Annotated in this window: 17 protein-coding genes; 12 read left to right on the top strand and 5 right to left on the bottom strand. The window is 66.4% G+C overall.

Going from position 1 to position 18,386, the window contains the following annotated elements; genetic code table 11:
* The first annotated feature begins 36 nt into the window (after positions 1-36).
* The 6 genes from lptM to hslU all read left to right on the top strand — a co-directional run bounded on the left by lptM (position 37) and on the right by hslU (position 5,255).
* Positions 37-276 (top strand): LPS translocon maturation chaperone LptM, encoded by a 240-nt coding sequence (gene lptM, locus LL962_RS17945; RefSeq protein ID WP_104585836.1) that lies wholly within the window; start codon positions 37-39, stop codon positions 274-276.
* Positions 266-1,117 carry a diaminopimelate epimerase gene (gene dapF / locus LL962_RS17940; RefSeq protein WP_228317894.1) on the top strand — a complete coding sequence of 284 codons (852 nt, stop codon included), beginning with the start codon at positions 266-268 and terminating at the stop codon, positions 1,115-1,117. The genes lptM and dapF overlap by 11 nt, the downstream gene beginning before the upstream one ends.
* Positions 1,117-1,788 carry a DUF484 family protein gene (locus LL962_RS17935; protein WP_228317893.1) on the top strand — a complete coding sequence of 224 codons (672 nt, stop codon included), beginning with the start codon at positions 1,117-1,119 and terminating at the stop codon, positions 1,786-1,788. Before dapF ends, LL962_RS17935 begins: the two co-directional genes overlap by 1 nt.
* Positions 1,789-1,868: 80 nt before the next feature.
* Positions 1,869-2,771: a tyrosine recombinase XerC gene (gene xerC, locus LL962_RS17930; protein WP_104585830.1), complete on the top strand. Its 903-nt coding sequence runs from the start codon at positions 1,869-1,871 to the stop codon at positions 2,769-2,771.
* A 457-nt stretch (positions 2,772-3,228) separates the two neighbouring features.
* Positions 3,229-3,780, top strand: coding sequence for an ATP-dependent protease subunit HslV (gene hslV / locus LL962_RS17925; protein ID WP_026112384.1), 552 nt, complete (start codon positions 3,229-3,231; stop codon positions 3,778-3,780).
* A gap of 107 nt (positions 3,781-3,887) precedes the next feature.
* Complete coding sequence (hslU, locus tag LL962_RS17920; protein WP_228317892.1) at positions 3,888-5,255, top strand: ATP-dependent protease ATPase subunit HslU; 1,368 nt, start codon at positions 3,888-3,890, stop codon at positions 5,253-5,255.
* A gap of 95 nt (positions 5,256-5,350) precedes the next feature.
* On the opposite strand, the gene LL962_RS17915 is transcribed toward hslU, so the two are convergent.
* The 5 genes from LL962_RS17915 to LL962_RS17895 form a co-directional block, all read right to left on the bottom strand.
* The gene (locus LL962_RS17915; protein WP_228317891.1) at positions 5,351-5,956 is read right to left on the bottom strand and encodes a hypothetical protein; all 606 of its coding nucleotides are present in this window, start codon (positions 5,954-5,956) and stop codon (positions 5,351-5,353) included.
* 147 nt (positions 5,957-6,103) lie between these two features.
* Entirely contained in the window at positions 6,104-6,559 is a 456-nt protein-coding gene (locus LL962_RS17910) for a nucleoside deaminase (protein WP_228317890.1), read from the bottom strand.
* Positions 6,556-7,056 (bottom strand): GNAT family N-acetyltransferase, encoded by a 501-nt coding sequence (locus tag LL962_RS17905; protein ID WP_228317889.1) that lies wholly within the window; start codon positions 7,054-7,056, stop codon positions 6,556-6,558. The genes LL962_RS17910 and LL962_RS17905 overlap by 4 nt, the downstream gene beginning before the upstream one ends.
* A gap of 63 nt (positions 7,057-7,119) precedes the next feature.
* Positions 7,120-8,208, bottom strand: coding sequence for an HlyD family secretion protein (locus LL962_RS17900; protein ID WP_228317888.1), 1,089 nt, complete (start codon positions 8,206-8,208; stop codon positions 7,120-7,122).
* Complete coding sequence (locus tag LL962_RS17895) at positions 8,205-9,854, bottom strand: MFS transporter (protein WP_228317887.1); 1,650 nt, start codon at positions 9,852-9,854, stop codon at positions 8,205-8,207. The genes LL962_RS17900 and LL962_RS17895 overlap by 4 nt, the downstream gene beginning before the upstream one ends.
* A gap of 88 nt (positions 9,855-9,942) precedes the next feature.
* Here LL962_RS17895 and ubiE point away from each other — a divergent pair, with 88 nt between their 5' ends.
* From ubiE to LL962_RS17865, 6 genes are all read left to right on the top strand, one after another.
* Positions 9,943-10,704: a bifunctional demethylmenaquinone methyltransferase/2-methoxy-6-polyprenyl-1,4-benzoquinol methylase UbiE gene (gene ubiE / locus LL962_RS17890; protein ID WP_228317886.1), complete on the top strand. Its 762-nt coding sequence runs from the start codon at positions 9,943-9,945 to the stop codon at positions 10,702-10,704.
* Positions 10,705-10,888: 184 nt separating this feature from the next.
* Positions 10,889-11,779 (top strand): GGDEF domain-containing protein, encoded by an 891-nt coding sequence (locus tag LL962_RS17885; RefSeq protein ID WP_167395211.1) that lies wholly within the window; start codon positions 10,889-10,891, stop codon positions 11,777-11,779.
* A gap of 338 nt (positions 11,780-12,117) precedes the next feature.
* Positions 12,118-14,067: a M1 family metallopeptidase gene (locus tag LL962_RS17880; protein ID WP_228317885.1), complete on the top strand. Its 1,950-nt coding sequence runs from the start codon at positions 12,118-12,120 to the stop codon at positions 14,065-14,067.
* Between the two features lie 249 nt (positions 14,068-14,316).
* Positions 14,317-15,036 carry a hypothetical protein gene (locus LL962_RS17875; RefSeq protein WP_228317884.1) on the top strand — a complete coding sequence of 240 codons (720 nt, stop codon included), beginning with the start codon at positions 14,317-14,319 and terminating at the stop codon, positions 15,034-15,036.
* A gap of 4 nt (positions 15,037-15,040) precedes the next feature.
* Positions 15,041-15,667 (top strand): HAD family hydrolase, encoded by a 627-nt coding sequence (locus tag LL962_RS17870; protein ID WP_228317883.1) that lies wholly within the window; start codon positions 15,041-15,043, stop codon positions 15,665-15,667.
* Between the two features lie 649 nt (positions 15,668-16,316).
* Positions 16,317-18,335, top strand: a complete 2,019-nt coding sequence (locus LL962_RS17865) for a methanol/ethanol family PQQ-dependent dehydrogenase (protein WP_329957097.1) — start codon at positions 16,317-16,319, stop codon at positions 18,333-18,335.
* Positions 18,336-18,386: the final 51 nt, after the last annotated feature.

The raw sequence follows: 18,386 nt of genomic DNA, 5'->3' as shown, positions 1-18,386 counted from the left end.
GCACGGCAGTCAGGACGTTCTGGCTATACTCGGGTCATGAGCCTCATGTCCCGACCTTCCGTTCGTCTCGCACTGGTTGGTGCGACCCTTGTCCTGCTTGCCGCCTGCGGCAACAAAGGCCCGCTGGTGATGCCGCAGAAGCCGGTGCCGGTGGAAGCCCAGCCGGTGCCGCCGGCGCCGGATGCGGCGCAACCGCAGACCGAGCCGGAGCAGACCGATGGCCCGCCTGCCTCCACCACCGACGACCAGCCCGCCAGCAGCGGCAATGAGCGCTGACGGCCGCGCCGAGCGCCTGCGTTTCACCAAGATGCACGGTGCCGGCAACGATTTCGTGGTGCTGGACCTGCGCAACGGCGCGCCGCCGCCGGACGCCGCCCTGGCGGCCCGGCTGGCCGACCGGCATTTCGGGGTGGGCTGCGATCAGATCCTGACCATCGAAGCCCCACGCAGCGATGCTGCGGTGGCCGCTTACGGCATCTGGAATTCCGACGGTTCGGCCGCGCGCCAGTGCGGCAATGGCGCGCGTTGTGTGGCGGCCTGGCTGGTGCGCGAGGGTGTCGCGCACGCCGAGCGCTTCGTCATCGACAGCCCGGTTGGCGCGCATGCGGTGGAGCAGGTGGATGCCGGAACCTATGCGGTCGCCATGGGCGTGCCGCGCTTCGAGCCGGCGCAGATCCCGCTGGCCGGCTTTGCGCATGCACGCGAGGAATACGCCTTGCCCGTGCACGGCGAGACGGTGCGTTTCGGCGCGGTGTCGATGGGCAACCCGCACGCAGTGGTCGAGGTGGGGCGTGTGGACGCCGCGCCGGTGGAACGTGTCGGCAGCCTGTTGCAGCAGAACGCCGCATTTCCCGATTCGGTCAACGTCGGCTTTGCCCAGGTGGTGGATGCTGCGCATGTGCAGTTGCGCGTGTTCGAGCGCGGTGTCGGCGAGACCCTGGCGTGCGGCAGCGGCGCCTGCGCGGCGGCGGTGGTGTTGATGCAGCGTGGCCGCGTCGAGCGCGACGTGCGCGTGTCGCTGCCGGGTGGCGAGTTGCGTATTCGCTGGCCCGGCGACGGGCAGGACGTGGTGATGTCCGGCCCGGCCGTGTTCGTCTTCGATGGAGAATGGATCTGATGAGCGACACCGCCGACAAACTGGGCGCGCACGATGTGGCGACATGGTTGCGCCGCCATCCCACCTTCCTCAAGCAGTTCCCGGATCTGGCGGTCAGCCTGCTGGTGCCGCGCGACGACGGCCCCACCGCGTCGCTGGCGACCTACCAACTGGAAGTGTTGCGCGACAAGAATCGCGAGCTGTCGCGGCGACTGCACGACCTGGGCAGCAACGCCCAGGTCAACGAGCGCCTGGCGGTGCGTACGCATCAGCTGACGCTGGCGTTGATGCGCCAACGCACCGCAGCCGACACGCTCAAGGCCATGGCGGCTTCGCTGGCGGAAGATTTCAATGGCGATCTGGTGCGCCTGGTGCTGCTGGCGCCCGTGCCCGGTCTGGACGCGGACTGGCTGCAGACCCTGCCTGCCGACGATGCGCGGCTGGCGCCGTTTCGCGATTGCCTGAGCGATGGCGAGCCGATCTGCGGCCGCCTGCAGGCCGACAAGCATGCACTGCTGTACGCCGAGCGCGCGGGTGAGGTGCAATCCACCGCACTGCTGCCGCTGCCCGGCATCGGCCTGATCGCGGTGGGCAGCGGTGACGCCAACCGTTTCTATCCGGGCATGGGCACCTTGTTTCTGCGCATGATGGGCGAATCGCTGAGCGTGGCGCTGCAGCGCTTCGACACGTGATGCAAACAACGCAACCGCTGCCGGCCCGGTTGCGATGCCTGCGTCCGGCAGCGGCGCAAGCGTAGGCGCGCGCGATGTCGATGTCGTCGGTCGATGACTTCCTGGCCTATCTGCAGGTCGAACGTCAGGTGTCGGCGCACACCCTGGATGCGTATCGGCGCGATCTTGCCGCGCTGTCGAGCTGGGTGGGCGCACAGGCGACGCGCGACGGCGCGCCGCTGCAGGTGGCGCAACTGGAGAGTGCACGGCTGCGCCAGTTCGTCGCTGACGAACACCGGCGCGGGCTGTCGGCCAAGAGCCTGCAGCGGCGCCTGTCTGCGTGCCGCAGCTACTACGCCTGGTTGCTCAAGCACGGTCATATCGCGGTCAGCCCCGCGGCGGCGTTGCGTGCGCCCAAGGCGCCGCGCAAGCTGCCGCAGGTGCTCGATGCCGATGAGGCCGTGCGCCTGGTCGAAGTGCCCACCGATGCCCCGCTGGGCCTGCGTGACCGCGCCTTGCTGGAACTGGTGTATTCATCCGGCCTGCGCCTGAGCGAGTTGTGCGCCCTGCGCTGGCGCGACCTTGATCTGGCCAGCGGCCTGGTGACGGTGCTGGGCAAGGGCGGCAAGCAGCGGTTGGTGCCGGTGGGTTCGCATGCGATCGCGGCCTTGCGTGCGTGGCAGCGCGACAGTGGCGGACATGCCGAGGCGCATGTATTCCCGGGCCGCGACGGCGGCGCGATCTCGCAGCGCGCCGTGCAGATCCGCATCAAGCAGCTCGGCGTGCGGCAGGGCATGTTCAAGGACGTACATCCGCATATGCTGCGACACAGTTTTGCCAGCCATATCCTCGAGTCGTCCGGCGATCTGCGCGGCGTACAGGAGTTGCTCGGTCATTCCGATATCGCCACCACCCAGATCTACACGCATCTGGACTTCCAGCATCTGGCCAAGGTCTACGACGCCGCGCATCCACGCGCCAGGCGCAAGAAATCGACCGAGTGAGCTCGCGTGTGCGTGATGTCAGCGATATCGCCGCATGATGCAACTGATGCAGCGATGGGCGCGTTCTGTGGAGGTGCTCAAAGCCCCCTCTCCCCTCGGGAGAGGGATTGGGGCGAGGGTACGTGCGCTAGTAGCCTCGATTTCTACGGCTAATTTGTTTCGAACGCTGTGAGGCTGAAACGCGCATGCGCCAATGTCATGGTCAAAGACTGTGATCAGCACAGCGTCTCCTGCCCTTACATTTCCAAAAAAAAATTGCAGTCTAGAGAGTGTCTACGGGCGTTGGATTCAATGTCGGCACAGGGACCCTCACCCCAACCCCTCTCCCGGTGGGAGAGAGGCGCCAGATGGCTGGCGCGTCAGCGGGGCCTTGCGTCGCGTCCCCGCGTCGCTTCATCGCAGCGCGCTTGAACCCGGCGGGGCCGTCCCCACCTCCTTGGAAACCCCCGGAGGATCCATGGACCCCAGCCAGAACCCCAACATCGTTCACGCCACCACCATCATTTCGGTGCGGCGTGGTGGACACGTCGCCGTCGCCGGCGATGGCCAGGTCACCCTGGGCCATACGGTCATGAAGGGCAATGCGCGCAAGGTGCGCCGGCTCGGTCGCGAGGGTCAGGTGCTGGCCGGATTCGCAGGTGCTGCGGCCGATGCATTCACTCTGTTCGAGCTGTTCGAAGCCAAGCTCGACAAGCACGGTCAGCTGACGCGTGCGGCGGTGGAACTGGCCAAGGATTGGCGCACCGAGCGTCGTCTGGGCAAGCTCGAAGCCTTGCTGGCGGTGGCCGACAAGGAAACCTCGCTGATCATCAGCGGCACCGGCGATGTGATCGAACCCGAAGACGGCATCATCGCCATCGGTTCGGGTGGTTCGTACGCCCTGTCTGCCGCACGCGCACTGCTGGCGCACACCGAGCTGGACGCCAGGACCATCGCCACCGAAGCGATCAACATCGCCGGCGACATCTGCATCTACACCAATCGCAACGTGGTGGTCGAAGAACTGTGATTCGGGATGTGGGATTGGAGATTGGCAACCGCACTCCTTTCCCTGCGCCCGGACATGCATCGATCGTTCCTACTCCGCTTTTACGAATCCCCAATCCCCAATCCCCAATGCCAAATCCCGATACTTCAACCATGACTCCGCGCGAAATCGTGCAGGAACTCGACCGTCATATCGTTGGCCAGCACGATGCCAAGCGTGCAGTGGCGATCGCGTTGCGCAACCGCTGGCGACGCATGCAGCTGCCCGAAGAGCTGCGCAACGAGGTGATGCCCAAGAACATCCTGATGATCGGTCCCACCGGCGTCGGCAAGACCGAGATCGCGCGGCGCCTGGCCACCCTGGCCAATGCGCCGTTCGTCAAGGTGGAAGCCACGCGCTTCACCGAGGTGGGTTATGTCGGCAAGGACGTGGAGCAGATCATCCGCGACCTGGCCGACACCTCGGTCAAGCTGTACCGCGAACAGGCCAAGGTACGAGTGCGCAACCAGGCCGAAGAGCGCGCCGAAGACCGCATCCTGGATGCACTGCTGCCGCGCCGTACCGCCGGGATCGGTTTTGACCCCGAAGCCGCGCGCAACGAGCCGTCGTCGCAGGACAACGAGACCCGCATCAAGTTCCGCCGCATGTTGCGCAATGGCGAGCTGGACGAACGCGAGATCGAACTGGAGGTCGCGGTCAATGCCAGCATGGACATCATGACCCCGCCGGGCATGGAAGAAATGGGCCAGCAATTGCGGCAGATGTTCGCCAACATCGGTGGAGGCAAGTCGCAGAAGCGCAAGCTCACCATCAAGGCGGCGCGCCCGCTGTTGATCGAGGAAGAAGCTGGCAAGCTGGTCAACGAGGACGATGTGCGCGCGGCAGCGATCGATGCCTGCGAGCAGCACGGCATCGTGTTCATCGACGAGATCGACAAGGTGGCCAAGCGCGGCGAGGCCGGCTCCAGCGGAGGCGATGTCAGCCGCGAAGGCGTGCAGCGCGATCTGCTGCCGCTGGTGGAAGGCTCCAACGTGTCGACCAAGTACGGCACGGTCAAGACCGACCACATCCTGTTCATCGCCTCTGGCGCCTTCCACCTCGCCAAGCCCAGTGACCTGATTCCCGAGCTGCAGGGCCGGTTCCCGATCCGGGTGGAGCTGACCGCACTGACCAAGGCCGATTTCGTGCGCATCCTCACCGAGCCGAAGGCTGCATTGATCAAGCAGTACGAAGCGCTGTTGCAGACCGAAGGTGTGTCGCTGAGCTTTGGTGCCGATGCAGTGGAACGCCTGGCCGAGATCGCCGCACAGGTCAACGAACGCCAGGAAAACATTGGCGCCCGCCGCCTGCACACGGTACTCGAGCGCCTGCTGGACGGTTTGAGCTACGAGGCACCCGACCGCGATGGCCAGAGCGTGACGGTGGACGCGGCCTATGTGGATGCGCAGCTCGGCGAGCTGGTGCAGGATCCGGACCTGAGCCGCTACATTCTCTGACGCCGTAGGTTGGAAGGCCAGGCAAGGGCTGCGTCACCGGGCGGGCGCAGCGCTTGCATCGAGCTCACGCGCACGCCGATACGAAGGCCTCGGGATCAGCGCTGGCTACCGCGAAGGCTGGCGCCATAGCGTTGGAGCAGGAGCGCGCCCAGTTGCGCGTTCGCATTGGCGGCCGTATCGGCGAGTGTCGGCCACCGCGGCCGTGTCAGCCGGCTCGGGGTCATGTTCGAACGAGGAGCCTGCGTCGGCAATGCGGTCTCCGGGCCAGCGACGCTCGTGGCCCCCGGCGATTCCACCGGCAGGTCTCCTTCTCCGGCCAGCGCAAGACGGTGTCCGAAGGGCGGAGTCGATTCCACCGGCAGGTCTCCTTCTCCGGCCAGCGCAAGAAGGTGCCCGAAGGGCGGAGTCGATTCCACCGGCAGGTCTCCTTCTCCGGCCAGCGCAAGACGGTGTCCGAAGGGCGGAGTCGATTCCACCGGCATGTCTCCTTCTCCGGCCAGCGCAAGACGGTGTCCGAAGGGCGGAGTCGATTCCACCGGCATGTCTCCTTCTCCCGCCAGCGGGAGAAGGTGCCCGAAGGGCGGATGAGGGCAATGCGCTCCTTCCAGCGCCAGCGAACCCGCGTCCTGTACATCGCCTGCCGCTTCCATCACCGGCGGCGCGGTGGCGCGGCCGGGTATCACGATGTCCACCACTGCCATTGAAGCGATCCCCCCTGGGCAAAGCGCGAGACTAGCGCCGTACGCGTCAACGCGCGTTGACACCCGGTGGGCGGCATCGACAGCCTGCGGCATGACGCGAGCAGCCCTCGCAATTGCTGTCGGAGCTGCTGGCGCCCGCCCGATGTCTCAGTCCTCGCCGATGTCTTCGTTCCATACATCCGGATTGGCGGCGATGTAGCCGCCGAGCAGGTCGATGCACTCCTGGCTTTGCAGGTCGATCACATTGACGCCGTGCTCGCGCAACCAGGCGATACCACCCTGGAAGGTCACCGACTCGCCCACCACCACGGTCCCGATGTTGAACTGGCGCACCAGCCCGCTGCAGTACCAGCACGGCGCCAGCGTAGTGACCATGATGGTGTCCTTGTAACGCCGCTGGCGGCCGGCCTTGCGAAAGGCGTCGGTTTCGCCGTGCACGGACGGGTCGTTTTCCTGCACGCGGCGATTGTGGCCGCAACCCAGCAGGCGCCCATCGTTGTGATACAGCGCCGCACCGATCGGGATGCCGCCTTCGACAAGCCCCTGGCGGGCTTCGGCGATGGCGGTGTCGAGCAGGGCGCGATAGTCGGGGGTCGTGATCATGCAGGCTCCATGGGCGCTGCGCCGGCAGGGCGCAGCATGTCGAGGTGGGGAATGCCGTCTTCCAGATAGGGCGCGGACGCCGGTGCGAATCCGTGCGTGGCGTAAAACGATTGCAGATGCGCCTGCGCGCCGAGTTGAATGGCGCAGGCCGGCCAGTGCGCGTGGGCCAGGCGTATGCCTTCGCGCAGCAGCGCGTGCGCCAGCCCGCTGCCGCGAAATGGCGGGCCGATCACCACCCGCCCGATGCTGGGCTCGGGATAACTCAGTCCGGGTGGCAACACGCGCAGATAGGCGGCCAGCTCGGCGGTGTCGGTTGTTCCAAGCAGATGCAGCACATCCGGCTCGGTGTCCTTGCCATCCAGCTCGGGATAGGGGCACTGCTGCTCCACCACGAACACGTCGGTGCGCAGTTTGAGCAACGCATACAGCTGGGCGCTGTCGAGTTGGGAAAAGCGCAGTGAGTGCCACTGCAGGTGGACGCGAGCGGTAGAGGGCATTGCCGCATGATAGCGGCTGCATCGGCGCGCGAGTACGCGAGGTGCGGCGTGCCGATGCTGGGCTCAGTCCGCGGCGCTGGCGGTATCCACGGCCACCACCACCGACATGCCCGGGCGCAGCCGTGCCGCCAGAGGCTGGTTGGGATCGACATCGATCCGCAGCGGGATGCGCTGGGCGATCTTGACGAAGTTGCCGGTGGCATTGTCGGCCGGCAGGACGCTGAATTCCGAGCCGGCGGCCGGCGAGATCTCCTGCACGCGGCCGCGCAGGGTCGCGTCGTTCAACGCATCCACGGTGAAGCTGGCGCGCTGCCCGATACGGATCTTCGCCATCTGGGTTTCCTTGAAGTTGGCCACCACCCATAGCGTGTCCGGCACCAGCGACATCAGCTGCGTACCGTTGGTGACGTAAGCGCCCTGGCGCACGCCGAGCTGGCCAAGCTGGCCATCGCGCGGGGCCAGGATGCGGGTGTTGTCCAGGTTGATCTGCGCAAGTTGCTGCGCGGCGTGCGCATTGGCGACCGCAGCCTCCAGCGCGGCGCGATTGACGGTGACGCTGCGGGCGTCTTCTTCAGCTGCCTGCACTGCAGCGCGGGCCTGCGTCACGCCCGCCTCGGCCTGCGCACGCGCAGCGAAGGCCGTATCGCGGTCCTGCTCGGACACCAGCTTCTGGTTGGCCAGCTGCTGCGCGCGGGCATAGGCCGAACGGGTGCGTTCGCGCTGGGCCTGCGTACTGCGCAATGCCGCGCGCTGTTCGGCAATGGTGGCCTGTGCGCCATGCCGCTGCTGCTCCCAGTTGGCGAGATTGGCCTGCGCGGTCTGCACCTGCGCCTTGGCCTGTTCCAACTGTTGGGCGTAGATGCGGTCGTCGATGGTGGCCAGCAACTGGCCGCGTCTGACATGTGCGAAATCCTGCACCAGTACCTGCGTGACATAGCCGCTGACCTGCGGTGCGATCACGGTGATCTGCCCATGCACCAGGGCGTTCTCGGTACGTTCGATGGCGCTGACGAAGGGTGGCAGCCGCCATGCGTACAGCACCAGCGCCACGCCGAGCAGTGCCAGGCCACCGAATCCAATGGCGCCGGTGATGCGACGGCGACGACGGCGTTGCCGCTCGGCGACGGGAGAGGGCTCTGCGGGTGTATTCATGGGCGTGCGCTGGAAGCAGGGGAGGGAGGCGAGACGGCAGGACGCAGGTAGCGCCGCCACACCAGAACGGACAGGATCCACAACCCGGTGGCGATGGCAATGCAGCCGATCAGCAGAAACACATCGTTATAGGCCAGTACATTGGCTTCGCGGGTGGCTACGCTGCCCAGCGCACGCACTCCCTGCGCCTGGCGCAGAGCGGGATCGCCAATGGTGTGGCCGTATGCGCTCGCATAGGCCTGCACGCGTGCGGCCACCTGCGGGTCGGTCAGCACCAGGTGCTCCACCAACTGGCTGGAGTGGTATTTCTCGCGCACTACCTGCACGGTACCCAGCAGCGCGCTGCCGAGCAGTCCGCCCATGTTCTGCGCCATGCCGAACAGCACGATGAAACTGATCAGGTTGCCGGGTTGCGCAATCACCCGGCCGATGCCGGCCACCATCGCCGGGCCGATGAAGAAGGTGCTGCCGAAGGCGAGCAGGAACTGGCTGACGTACATCTGTTCGGGACGGGTGAGGCTGGTGGCATCGGCGTCCATGAAGCAGCCGATGCAGATGGCGGCCACCGCGATGATCAGGTGTTCGGCGATGCGCGCCGGATTGATCAGCCAGGCACTGGCGGCGACGCCCAGCACCGCGCCCAGCAGCATCAGCGCAAACAGGGTCTGCAGCTGGGTGTTGGCCAGGCCCAGGGTCTGGAAGAAGCCGATCGCTCCGGTGCTCTGCTCCGACAGCACCAGCCGGATCAGCAGGATCGCCAGGCCCAGCCGCAGCATGTCGCCGCTGGCCAGCCAGCGCGTGTTGATCATCGGGTTGCGGCGGTTGTGCTCGATCCAGGTGGCCGCGCACAGCAGCACGATCGAGGACGCCAGCACCACGCCCAGCCACGGGGTGCTGGTCCACCACAGCAGCCGGCCCAGCGACAGTACCGCGGCCAGGCCCGCCGCCCCGGTGGCGAACAGGCCGAAGGTGAGGAAATCCAGGGGTTCGAACACCCGGTAGCGGTCGCCGGGCGGCAGTTTGAGTGCGAGCACGCAGGCCAGCGCAAACACCGCCAAGCCGAACTCGAACAGGTACAGCCCCTGCCATTGCCCGAATTCGAGCAGGTCGGTGGAAAACACCCGCGCCAGCGGCAAGGCCAGCTGGGTGATGCCCAGCCCCAGTACCACCGCCTTGAGACGGTATGCATTGGGGAAGGCCTGGATCACGTAGTACAGCCCCAGCGAGCTGAGCGCTGCGCCCACCAGCCCATGCGCCGCACGCACGGTGATCGCCGAACTCAGGCTGTGCACGAACAGGTGCGCGAAGGCGATGGCCGCATACAGCGCCAGGAAAATCTCGGTGAAACGGCGCAGCCCGAACTGCTGGCGAAATTTCACCAGCAGCAGGTTGGCCGAGATGTTGGTCATCACATAGGCGGCTGGCAGCCAGGCCATTTCGGTGCTGTAGGCGCCCAATACGCCTTGCAGGTATGGCAGGTTGGCGGTGACCAGCGCATTGCTCAGCCCCCCGGTCAGCGCCACCACCACGCCCACCAGCCCGTACTGAATACGGCGCCTGGTCGGGTGCAACGGCGTGGAGGCCGAGCCCGGCAGGGTGGGCCGCTCGTGAGGCTGCCAGTCGCGTTGGGCGTACTTGTCGCGCACGCGATGCTCGCAGGGCCGGTAGTGGAAGAGTTCGCGATTGTGGTCCGGTTGCAGTCATGGTGGCGTCAGCAGTGCGATAATCCGCCCCATGAGCGAATCCCCCTATACCTCCGGTACCACCCATTTCGGCTTTCGCGACGTCGCTGCCAAGGACAAGCAGAAGCTGGTCGGCGAAGTCTTCACCTCGGTCGCGCGCAACTACGACCTGATGAACGATCTGATGAGCCTGGGCATCCATCGCGCGTGGAAACGCTACTTCGTGGCCACCGCGCAGGTGAAGCCGGGCGACCGGGTCCTGGATCTGGCCGGCGGCACCGGCGACATCGCCGTGCTGCTCAAGGAGCGCGTGGGCGAGGAAGGCGCGGTGGTGCTGGGCGACATCAATGCCGGCATGCTGTCGGTAGGCCGCGACCGCCTGACCAATCGCGGCCTGGTGGCAGGATTCGACTATGTGCAGTGCAATGCCGAAGCGCTGCCGTTTCCCGACCAGAGTTTCGATCTGGTGACCATTTCCTTCGGTTTGCGCAATGTCACCGACAAGGACGCCGCGCTGCGCGAGATGTATCGCGTGCTGAAGGTCGGCGGCCAGGCGCGGGTGCTGGAGTTCTCCGAGGTCACCGCCGACTGGTTCAAGCCGATCTACGACTTCCATTCCTTCAAGATCCTGCCAAAGCTGGGCCAGCTGTTCGCACGCGATGCCGACAGCTATCAGTACCTGGCCGAGAGCATCCGCAAGCATCCGCCGCAGGAGTCGCTGAAGGGCATGATGGGCGAGGCCGGATTTGCGCGTTGCCATTACAAGAATCTCACCGGCGGCATCGTGGCCATCCACTCCGGCTACAAGATCTGACGCGGCGCCGACGGGGCCGATGCGCTGCGCCCACGCGCGCCGTCCACCGCGGGTCGGCTGCGTTCGCTTGGCGCACCATCGCTTCCTTGCAAGAGCGTGCGCACTGACGGAGTTCTGCGAACTCCGTCGCGTTGGCTCCACGGGCGGTCGGCCACACTAGGCGCTACTTCTGTCGGAGAGTTGGATGCGCTTGTACGCCGGGCTCTCGCGCGTGTTTCCCCGTTCCTTCAGCGCCAAGCTGCTGGCGGTGACATTTGTCGGCATCCATCTGCCGTTGCTGCTGTTGATCGCGTGGTTGGCCGCGCAGAGCGAGTTGGGCGGGCGCTTGCTGTGGTCGGTGGTCATCGTGGCGCTGCTGGCCACCTTGGCGGGCACCGCGCTGACGCTGTCGGCCCTGTATCGACTCCTGGCGCCGCTGCGCATTGCCGCCGACGCACTGGATACCTATTACGCCGATCAGCGCCTGCCCAGCCTGCCCGAGCACGGCGACGACGAGCTTGGCCGCCTGTTGCGCGGAATCAACCGCAGCCTGCGCGGTATCGACGCGGGCATGCGCGACCTGAAGAAGCACGCCCTGTTCGACCCGCTCACCGAAGCGCTGAACCGGCGCGGCTGCGAACAGGCGATGCGCGATTCGGTGGCTGCCGCGCAGCGCGAAGGCTGGCCGTTCGTGCTGTTCGTGCTGGATATGGACAACCTCAAGCCGATCAACGACCGCTTCGGGCATCTGGCCGGCGACCGCGTGCTGGTACGGTTGGTGGAATCGGCCTACGGCTGGCTGGGCGCGCAGGACTGGATCGGCCGCTGGGGCGGCGACGAATTCCTGATCGGCGTGCATGCCAGCGAGGACGAGGCCACGCTCAAGCTCAATCAATGGCTGTCCATGCTTGAACGCGAAGATGGCGAGGAAGCGCCACTGCACCTGAGCGCCGGCAGCGCGGTGTGTGCGCAGGGTCTGGATGCCACCGAGCTGTATCGGCGTGCGGATGCGGCGATGTATCGCGCCAAGTTCTCCGGTGGCCGGCGTCTGGTCCGCGACGGGCACGACATGCCGCGCGATCATCCGGTGGCCTGACGGTCGGCTGCGCCGGCAGGCGCGCTGTCGGTGCAGACGCGGCCGATGCATGCGCCGGGCGTGGGCTGCATCGCGTGGCACACGGTCCTGGCGTGCGTCCGCGGGTTGGTCCGCTCGGCGAGTGCGGCTGAGCCGCTACCGTATACGGCACCGCGGTCCCGCGGATCCGCCAGTTCCCGCCAGGGCTGCAGGCGAGCGGCAGCGATCGCCCTGCGGCAAGCGAGCGCGACCTTCGTTCCTGCTGCCGTGTTTGCCTGGCTGCGCTCAGCCGGCAACGGCGCGGGCAGGCCCTGCCGCGTAGCGCTAAAATGCCCGATTTCCTCGTTGTGGTGCCGTCGATGCGCTTTCCGCTCCTGTCGCTGTCCCTGGCCGTGTCCATCGCGCTGGCCGGTTGTTCCAATGACTCCACGCCGCCGGCGTCCACCACCGCCGCGCCAGCCACCACTGCCAAGGCCCCCGTGAAAGCAGACGCCCGCAACCACGACGAGAGTTCCTATGCCCAGCCGCAGCTGGTGGTGATCAAGGATCTGGCGCTGGATCTGAAGCTGGATTTCGACAGCAAGCAGATCGGCGGCACCGCCACCTACACCCTGGAGTGGAAGGACAAGGCCGCCAAGCAGCTGGTGCTGGACACCCGCGAACTGAGCATCGCCCAGGTGCAGGCCGACGATGGCAAGGGCGGCCTGTCGCCGCTGCAATTCGCACTGGCACCGGCCGACAAGACCTTCGGCAGCAAGCTCACCATCGAGGCGCCGAACCAGCCCGCCAAGGTGGTCATCACCTATCACACCGCACCCACCGCCTCGGGCCTGCAGTGGCTGGAGCCGTCGATGACCGAAGGCAAGCAGTTGCCCTTCATGTTCAGCCAGTCGCAGGCGATCCACGCGCGTAGCTGGGTGCCGTTGCAGGACACCCCGAGCGTGCGCTTCACCTACAGCGCGCATGTGACCTCGCGCCCGGACGTGATGGTGCTGATGAGCGCCGACAACGACCCCCAGGCCGCGCGCGATGGCGATTACAGCTTCAAGATGCCCGAGCCGATTCCGTCGTACCTGCTGGCGATCGCGGCTGGCGATGTGGTGTTCAAGCCGATCTCCGCGCGCTCCGGCGTGTGGGCCGAGCCGGCGATGGCGGACAAGGCTGCCAAGGAGTTCGAAGACACCGAGAAGATGATCGGTGCGGCCGAAAAGCTGTATGGCCCGTATCGCTGGGGTCGCTACGACATGCTGGTGCTGCCGCCGTCGTTCCCGTTCGGCGGCATGGAGAACCCGCGCCTGACGTTCGCCACGCCCACCGTCATCGTCGGCGACAAGTCGCTGGTGTCGCTGGTCGCGCACGAGCTGGCACATAGCTGGTCCGGCAACCTGGTGACCAACGCCAGCTGGAAGGACATCTGGCTCAACGAGGGCTTTACCACCTACGTGCAGGGCCGCATCACCGAGGCGCTGTATGGCGCGGAGATGGCCGAGATGGAGCGCGAGATCGACCAGGGCGATCTGCTGGCCGAAGTGAAGGACATGACGCCGGCCGACCAGACCCTGGCACTGCCGCCGCTGGCGCAACGTGACCCGGACGAGGCACTGAGCCAGGTGGCCTACGTCAAGGGCGCCTGGTTCCTGCAGTTCCTGGAGCAGCGCTTCGGCCGTGAGGTGTTCGACCCGTTCCTGCGTGGCTGGTTCGACGATCACGCCTTCCAGAGCGCGACCACCGACCAGTTCGTCGATTACCTGCAGAAAAATCTGCTCGCCAAGCATCCCACCACGGTCACCGCGGCCGAAGTGGATGCGTGGTTGAAGCAGCCGGGCATCCCGGCCTTCGCCGCCAAGGCGCGCTCGCGCAGCTTCTCCATCGTCGACACCGCGCGCATCGCCTGGAGCGGCAGCGGCACACTGCCCAGCAAGCAGGTCACCGGCGAGTGGGGCACGCAGGAGTGGGTGCATTTCCTCAGCGGCATGGGTGCCACGCTCAAGCCGGAGCAGCTCAAGCAGCTGGACGAGGCCTACCACTTCACCGGCACGCCGAATGGCGAGATCGCCATGCGCTGGTATCCGCTGGCGATCCGCAGCGGCTATACCGAGGCACGCGCGGCCGCGGGCGAGTTCATCGAGCGGGTGGGGCGGCGCAAGCTGGTGCTGCCGATCTATGCAGAACTGTTGAAGACGCCCGACGGCATCGCGTTCGCCGAGCAGGCCTTCGAAAAGGCCAAGCCGAGCTATCACCCGATCACCACCGCGTCGGTGGCCGAGATGATCGCCAAGGCCAAGGCAGCGCCGCCGGCGCAGCCGTAACAGCCTGGGAGGGCGTGTATCCTGCGTCGCGCATCGCGCCGCGCAGGAACGCACCCGGGCGCGGTGGGGCTTTATCGGTCACGCCCCCATCGCGCCCGGGTGCGTTCTACGGTGTTTGATAATGATGCGTGTCGTGTCTCAGCCGGCTTCGGCGGGAATGCCGCGTCGCGACGAGACAGCTCCTTCCGTTGATCAACCGCGCATCGGTGGGCTGGTATGGTTGTCGTTGAATCTGCCCTGGAGTCGACGATGAAGTATCTGTTGAGCGCCGCCCTGTGCGTCGCCGTCCTGACCGCCTGTACCGATCGCCAGGCGCAGCGCCAGGCGCAGGAAGCTGCACAGGCGCAGGTCAAGCAACGCGAGGCCGATGCGCTGGCCAAGCAATACGACGAGGCTGTCGCGGCACAGAACTGGGACATGGCGCGTGCGCATGGGGCCGCCCTGCTCGAAGGCTATGCCGGTACCGCCGCCGCGACACGCATCGAACCCGGTTATGCCGACATCAAGGCCAAGGGCGAGCAGGCCCGCGAACTGCGGCGCATGCAGGCGCTCTGGGCGTACTCGCAGGTGCCGGCCAAGGGCGGTACGCAGCGCTCGGCGATGATCGAGGCCAGATCGCGCGTGGACGTGGATGGCAGCGGGCCGAAACCGGTCAGCCTGGTGTTTCGCGACCACCCGCAATGGAAGCGGCATAGCTATCTCGTTCTCAAGGCCGGCGATTTCGATTGCTATCGCGGCTGCAAGGTGCAGGTGGCGGTCGATGGCGGCGCACCGCGCGCGATGGCGGCGCATCGCCCGGATACCGACGAGGCGATCGCGATGTTCATCGACGACGACAAGGCCTTGTGGAAGTTGGTGCGCACTGCCAAACGCATCAGCATCGCGTTTCCGGTCAAGGCCGGCGGTACGCGCACTGCGGAGTTCGAGGTCGGCGGCCTGGATACCACCCAGATGCCGGGCTGGAAGTAAGCGCATGGAGGGCGCGATCGCCGCACGCCTGCCGTTGTCGGCGTACCGGCATTGGGTGTTCGACATGGACGGCACGCTGACCCGGCCGGTACACGACTTCGCGCTGATCCGGCGCGAGCTGGACATTCCGCCCGAACACGACATCCTGCATCACCTGGCCGCGCTGCCGGCTGCGCAGTCGCGTGCGAAACACGCCTGGCTGCTGGAACACGAACGTGCGCTGGCCGAGGCTGCGCAACCCGCTGCGGGTGCGCTGGAGCTGGTCCGTGCACTGCAGGGCGATGGCTGTCGCCTGGGGCTGTTGACGCGCAACGCGCGCGAGCTGGCGCAGGTGACATTACGCGCGATCGGCGTCGGCGATGCCTTCGCCTGGGACGATATCGTCGGTCGCGACGAGGCCGCGCCCAAGCCGGCACCGGATGGGCTGCACTACTTCCAGCGGCGCTGGAACGTGCCCGCGGCGGCACTGGTGATGGTGGGCGACCATCGCAACGATCTGGCATGCGGCCGCGCCGCCGGCACCGCCACCGTGCTGGTCAACGTCGTGGGCGACCGCTGGTCCGGCCTGGCCGACTGGCGCCTGCAGGATTGCGCCGGGCTCCTGCAGCACTGGCGCGCGCCGGCTGATTAGCGCGCCGTATCCGCATCGAAGAGAACGCCATGCTCCAGCGCGCCATCCGATGCAGCCATCGATGGATCCACCACTACCACTTGCGCCCGGTCGGGAAGACTGCGATCCGGCAGCCGGGTCTCTGACACCGGCTCGCACGTGGTCAGTGCACGCCCGCGCAGCCGTGTGTCGTCCGCGTCCGCGCAGCCAGTGCGAGCGCCTCGGTCGGTAAGCGTCGAGCGGGTCGGCGGCGTCGCAATGCCGCCGCAACGAAAGCATCGCGTGCCCTGATCCCTGCAGCTGTCGCGCCGCGCAGGTTCCTCAACGATTGAGCATGCCAGTGCCTGCGGCAAGCCTGCCCGACACGCCGGGTGGAGCCATGTATCCATCAAAACACTGTCCGGCAGCGTGCAGCCCCGCCAGGTAGCGCTGTACCGGCGCTGCGACAGCGCGTGCGGCGCAAAGTGTGCCAGAACCGTTACACCTTTCGCGCCATGTAGACGCAGCCAAGACAAGGCCTTTGCACGACAAGGTGCTGCGCCGCAACAGCCCGCTGGCACGCGCTGTGCTGAGTCTTCCGGCGGTACCCACCCGTTTGCGCCGTCGTCGCGTGCATCAAACGCCAGTGGCTTCGTTCGATTGGATTCTTCACCGAGAGGGGTAGACGCATATGCACCAATCTTCCTGCCGCAGCCTTCGCCGCGGCGCGCTGCTGATGCTTGCGCTGAGCGCCGTGTTGTCCGGTTGCAAGAAGGACACGCCGGCGCAGACCGCAGCACCCACGCCTGGCGCGGCTCCCGCCGCTGCACCGGCCGCCGCCGTGGTCGATACCGATGGCGAATTCGCCAGCAATGCAGGCAACCCGGACAACTGGGGCGGGATCGGCCGCGACTTCGCCTTGACCCGCCACAGCCCGCTGGCCGAGATCAACCGCGACAACGTCAAGAATCTGAAGATGTCGTGGGAAATGAAGACCGATGCCACCCGCGGTCACGAAGGGCAGCCGCTGGTGATCGGCAACATCATGTACATGGTCAGCGCATACCCGAACAACGTGTTCGCGATCGACCTGGCCGCGCAGGACGATGGCGGCAAGGTGCTGTGGAAGTACACCCCGCAACAGGACGAGCGTTCGGTGGCGGTGGCCTGCTGCGACACCGTCAACCGCGGCGCATCCTATGCCGATGGCAAGCTGGTGTTCGGCAGCCTCAGCGGCGATGTGATCGCGCTCGATGCCAAGACCGGCAAGGAAGTGTGGAAGCAGAAGCTCGCACACCCGGACAAGGGCGAGACGATCACCATGGCGCCGATCATCGCCGACGGCAAGGTGGTGGCCGGCATCAGCGGAAACGAGTTCGGCGTGCTCGGTCGCGTGGCGGCCTACAACCTGTCCGATGGCAAGCAGGCCTGGTCCTGCGATGCGGCCGGCACCGACAAGGCGATCTGTCTGGGCCCGGACTTCAACAAGGCCAATCCGCAATACGGCCAGCTCGGCGATCTGGGCGTGAAGACCTTCCCCAACGACGAATGGAAGCGCGGCGGCGGCGCGGCCTGGGGTTGGTACAGCTACGATCCCAAGTTGAAGCTGGTGTACTACGGCACCGGCAATCCCGGTCTGTGGAGTCCCTCGTATCGCTGCGGCAAGACCACGCAGGAGGAGTGCAACAACGGGGAGCACGACAACAAGTGGTCGATGACGCTGTTCGCGCGCAAGATCGATACTGGCGAAGCGGTGTGGGGCTATCAGAAGACCCCGTTCGATCAGTGGGATTACGACGGCATCAACGAACCGATCCTGGTGGATCTGAGCATCGACGGCAAGCAGGTGCCCTCGGTGGTGCAATTCGATCGCAACGGCTTTGCCTACGTGCTGGATCGCCGTGACGGAACGCTGCTGCGCGCGCACAAGTTCGTGCCGGCCAACTGGGCCGAACGCATCGACATGAAGACCGGCCGGCCGGTGAAGGTGGCCGCGCATTCGCCGCTGGAACGTGGCAAGAAGGTGCAGGCGTTCCCTTCGGCGATGGGTGGCAAGGACCAGCAGCCCTGCTCGGTGGATCCGGCCAATGCGGCGGTGTTCTTCTGCGGCACCAACAACTGGCACATGGAGCTGGAACCGCAGGAACGCGGCAACACCATGATGGGTCTGCCATATGTGTTCGCCAACGTGATGATGAAGCCCAACGAGCCAGGCGCGCTGGGCATCGTCAAGGCCTTCGACGTGGTGGAAGGCAAGTCCAAATGGGAGATCAAGGAGAAGTTCCCGGTATGGAGCGGCACCCTGGTCACCGACGGCGGGCTGGTGTTCTACGGCACGCTGGATGGCTGGTTCCGCGCGGTGGACAAGGACACCGGCAAGAAATTGTGGGAGATGAAGTTGCCCTCCGGCATCATCGGCAACCCGATCGCCTACAAGGCCAATGGTCACCAGTACATCGCGGTGTTCTCCGGCATCGGCGGCTGGATCGGCCTGCCGGTCACCGGCGGCCTGGACCCGAGCGATCCGTACGGTGCGCTGGGTGCGGCCGGACTGGCCTTCGGTGCCGGTTTCGACAAGATCCCGCTGGGCGGCATGGTGCATACCTTCCGCATCGACGGCGCCGGTAAGACCATATCCACCACGGCGACCGCTACGGCGTCCGTCGCGGGTGGCGGTACCGCCAATGCCGCAGCGAAAACGGCGCGATGATGTCGATGCAAGGCGTGGGGCGTGCGCGGCGGCAGCGGGCTGCCGGCGCGC

The sequence above is a fragment of the Xanthomonas sp. NCPPB 1067 genome (genome assembly GCF_020783795.1).
GTDB lineage: Bacteria > Pseudomonadota > Gammaproteobacteria > Xanthomonadales > Xanthomonadaceae > Xanthomonas > Xanthomonas melonis.
Note: the sequence above shows the minus strand (reverse complement) of the source record. Positions and strands in the feature narration are given on the sequence as shown.

Excerpts from the sequence above, each read along its gene's own strand:
- LL962_RS17885 (WP_167395211.1), top strand. The coding sequence starts at position 10,889 with ATGCGCTTGTACGCCGGGCTCTCGCGCGTGTTTCCCCGTTCCTTCAGC.
- ubiE (WP_228317886.1), top strand. The coding sequence starts at position 9,943 with ATGAGCGAATCCCCCTATACCTCCGGTACCACCCATTTCGGCTTTCGC.
- hslV (WP_026112384.1), top strand. The coding sequence starts at position 3,229 with ATGGACCCCAGCCAGAACCCCAACATCGTTCACGCCACCACCATCATT.
- LL962_RS17900 (WP_228317888.1), bottom strand. The coding sequence starts at position 8,208 with ATGAATACACCCGCAGAGCCCTCTCCCGTCGCCGAGCGGCAACGCCGT.
- LL962_RS17875 (WP_228317884.1), top strand. The coding sequence starts at position 14,317 with ATGAAGTATCTGTTGAGCGCCGCCCTGTGCGTCGCCGTCCTGACCGCC.
- xerC (WP_104585830.1), top strand. The coding sequence starts at position 1,869 with ATGTCGTCGGTCGATGACTTCCTGGCCTATCTGCAGGTCGAACGTCAG.
- LL962_RS17935 (WP_228317893.1), top strand. The coding sequence starts at position 1,117 with ATGAGCGACACCGCCGACAAACTGGGCGCGCACGATGTGGCGACATGG.
- LL962_RS17915 (WP_228317891.1), bottom strand. The coding sequence starts at position 5,956 with ATGGCAGTGGTGGACATCGTGATACCCGGCCGCGCCACCGCGCCGCCG.
- LL962_RS17910 (WP_228317890.1), bottom strand. The coding sequence starts at position 6,559 with ATGATCACGACCCCCGACTATCGCGCCCTGCTCGACACCGCCATCGCC.
- LL962_RS17880 (WP_228317885.1), top strand. The coding sequence starts at position 12,118 with ATGCGCTTTCCGCTCCTGTCGCTGTCCCTGGCCGTGTCCATCGCGCTG.
- hslU (WP_228317892.1), top strand. The coding sequence starts at position 3,888 with ATGCCAAATCCCGATACTTCAACCATGACTCCGCGCGAAATCGTGCAG.
- LL962_RS17905 (WP_228317889.1), bottom strand. The coding sequence starts at position 7,056 with ATGCCCTCTACCGCTCGCGTCCACCTGCAGTGGCACTCACTGCGCTTT.
- lptM (WP_104585836.1), top strand. The coding sequence starts at position 37 with ATGAGCCTCATGTCCCGACCTTCCGTTCGTCTCGCACTGGTTGGTGCG.
- dapF (WP_228317894.1), top strand. The coding sequence starts at position 266 with ATGAGCGCTGACGGCCGCGCCGAGCGCCTGCGTTTCACCAAGATGCAC.
- LL962_RS17865 (WP_329957097.1), top strand. The coding sequence starts at position 16,317 with ATGCACCAATCTTCCTGCCGCAGCCTTCGCCGCGGCGCGCTGCTGATG.
- LL962_RS17870 (WP_228317883.1), top strand. The coding sequence starts at position 15,041 with ATGGAGGGCGCGATCGCCGCACGCCTGCCGTTGTCGGCGTACCGGCAT.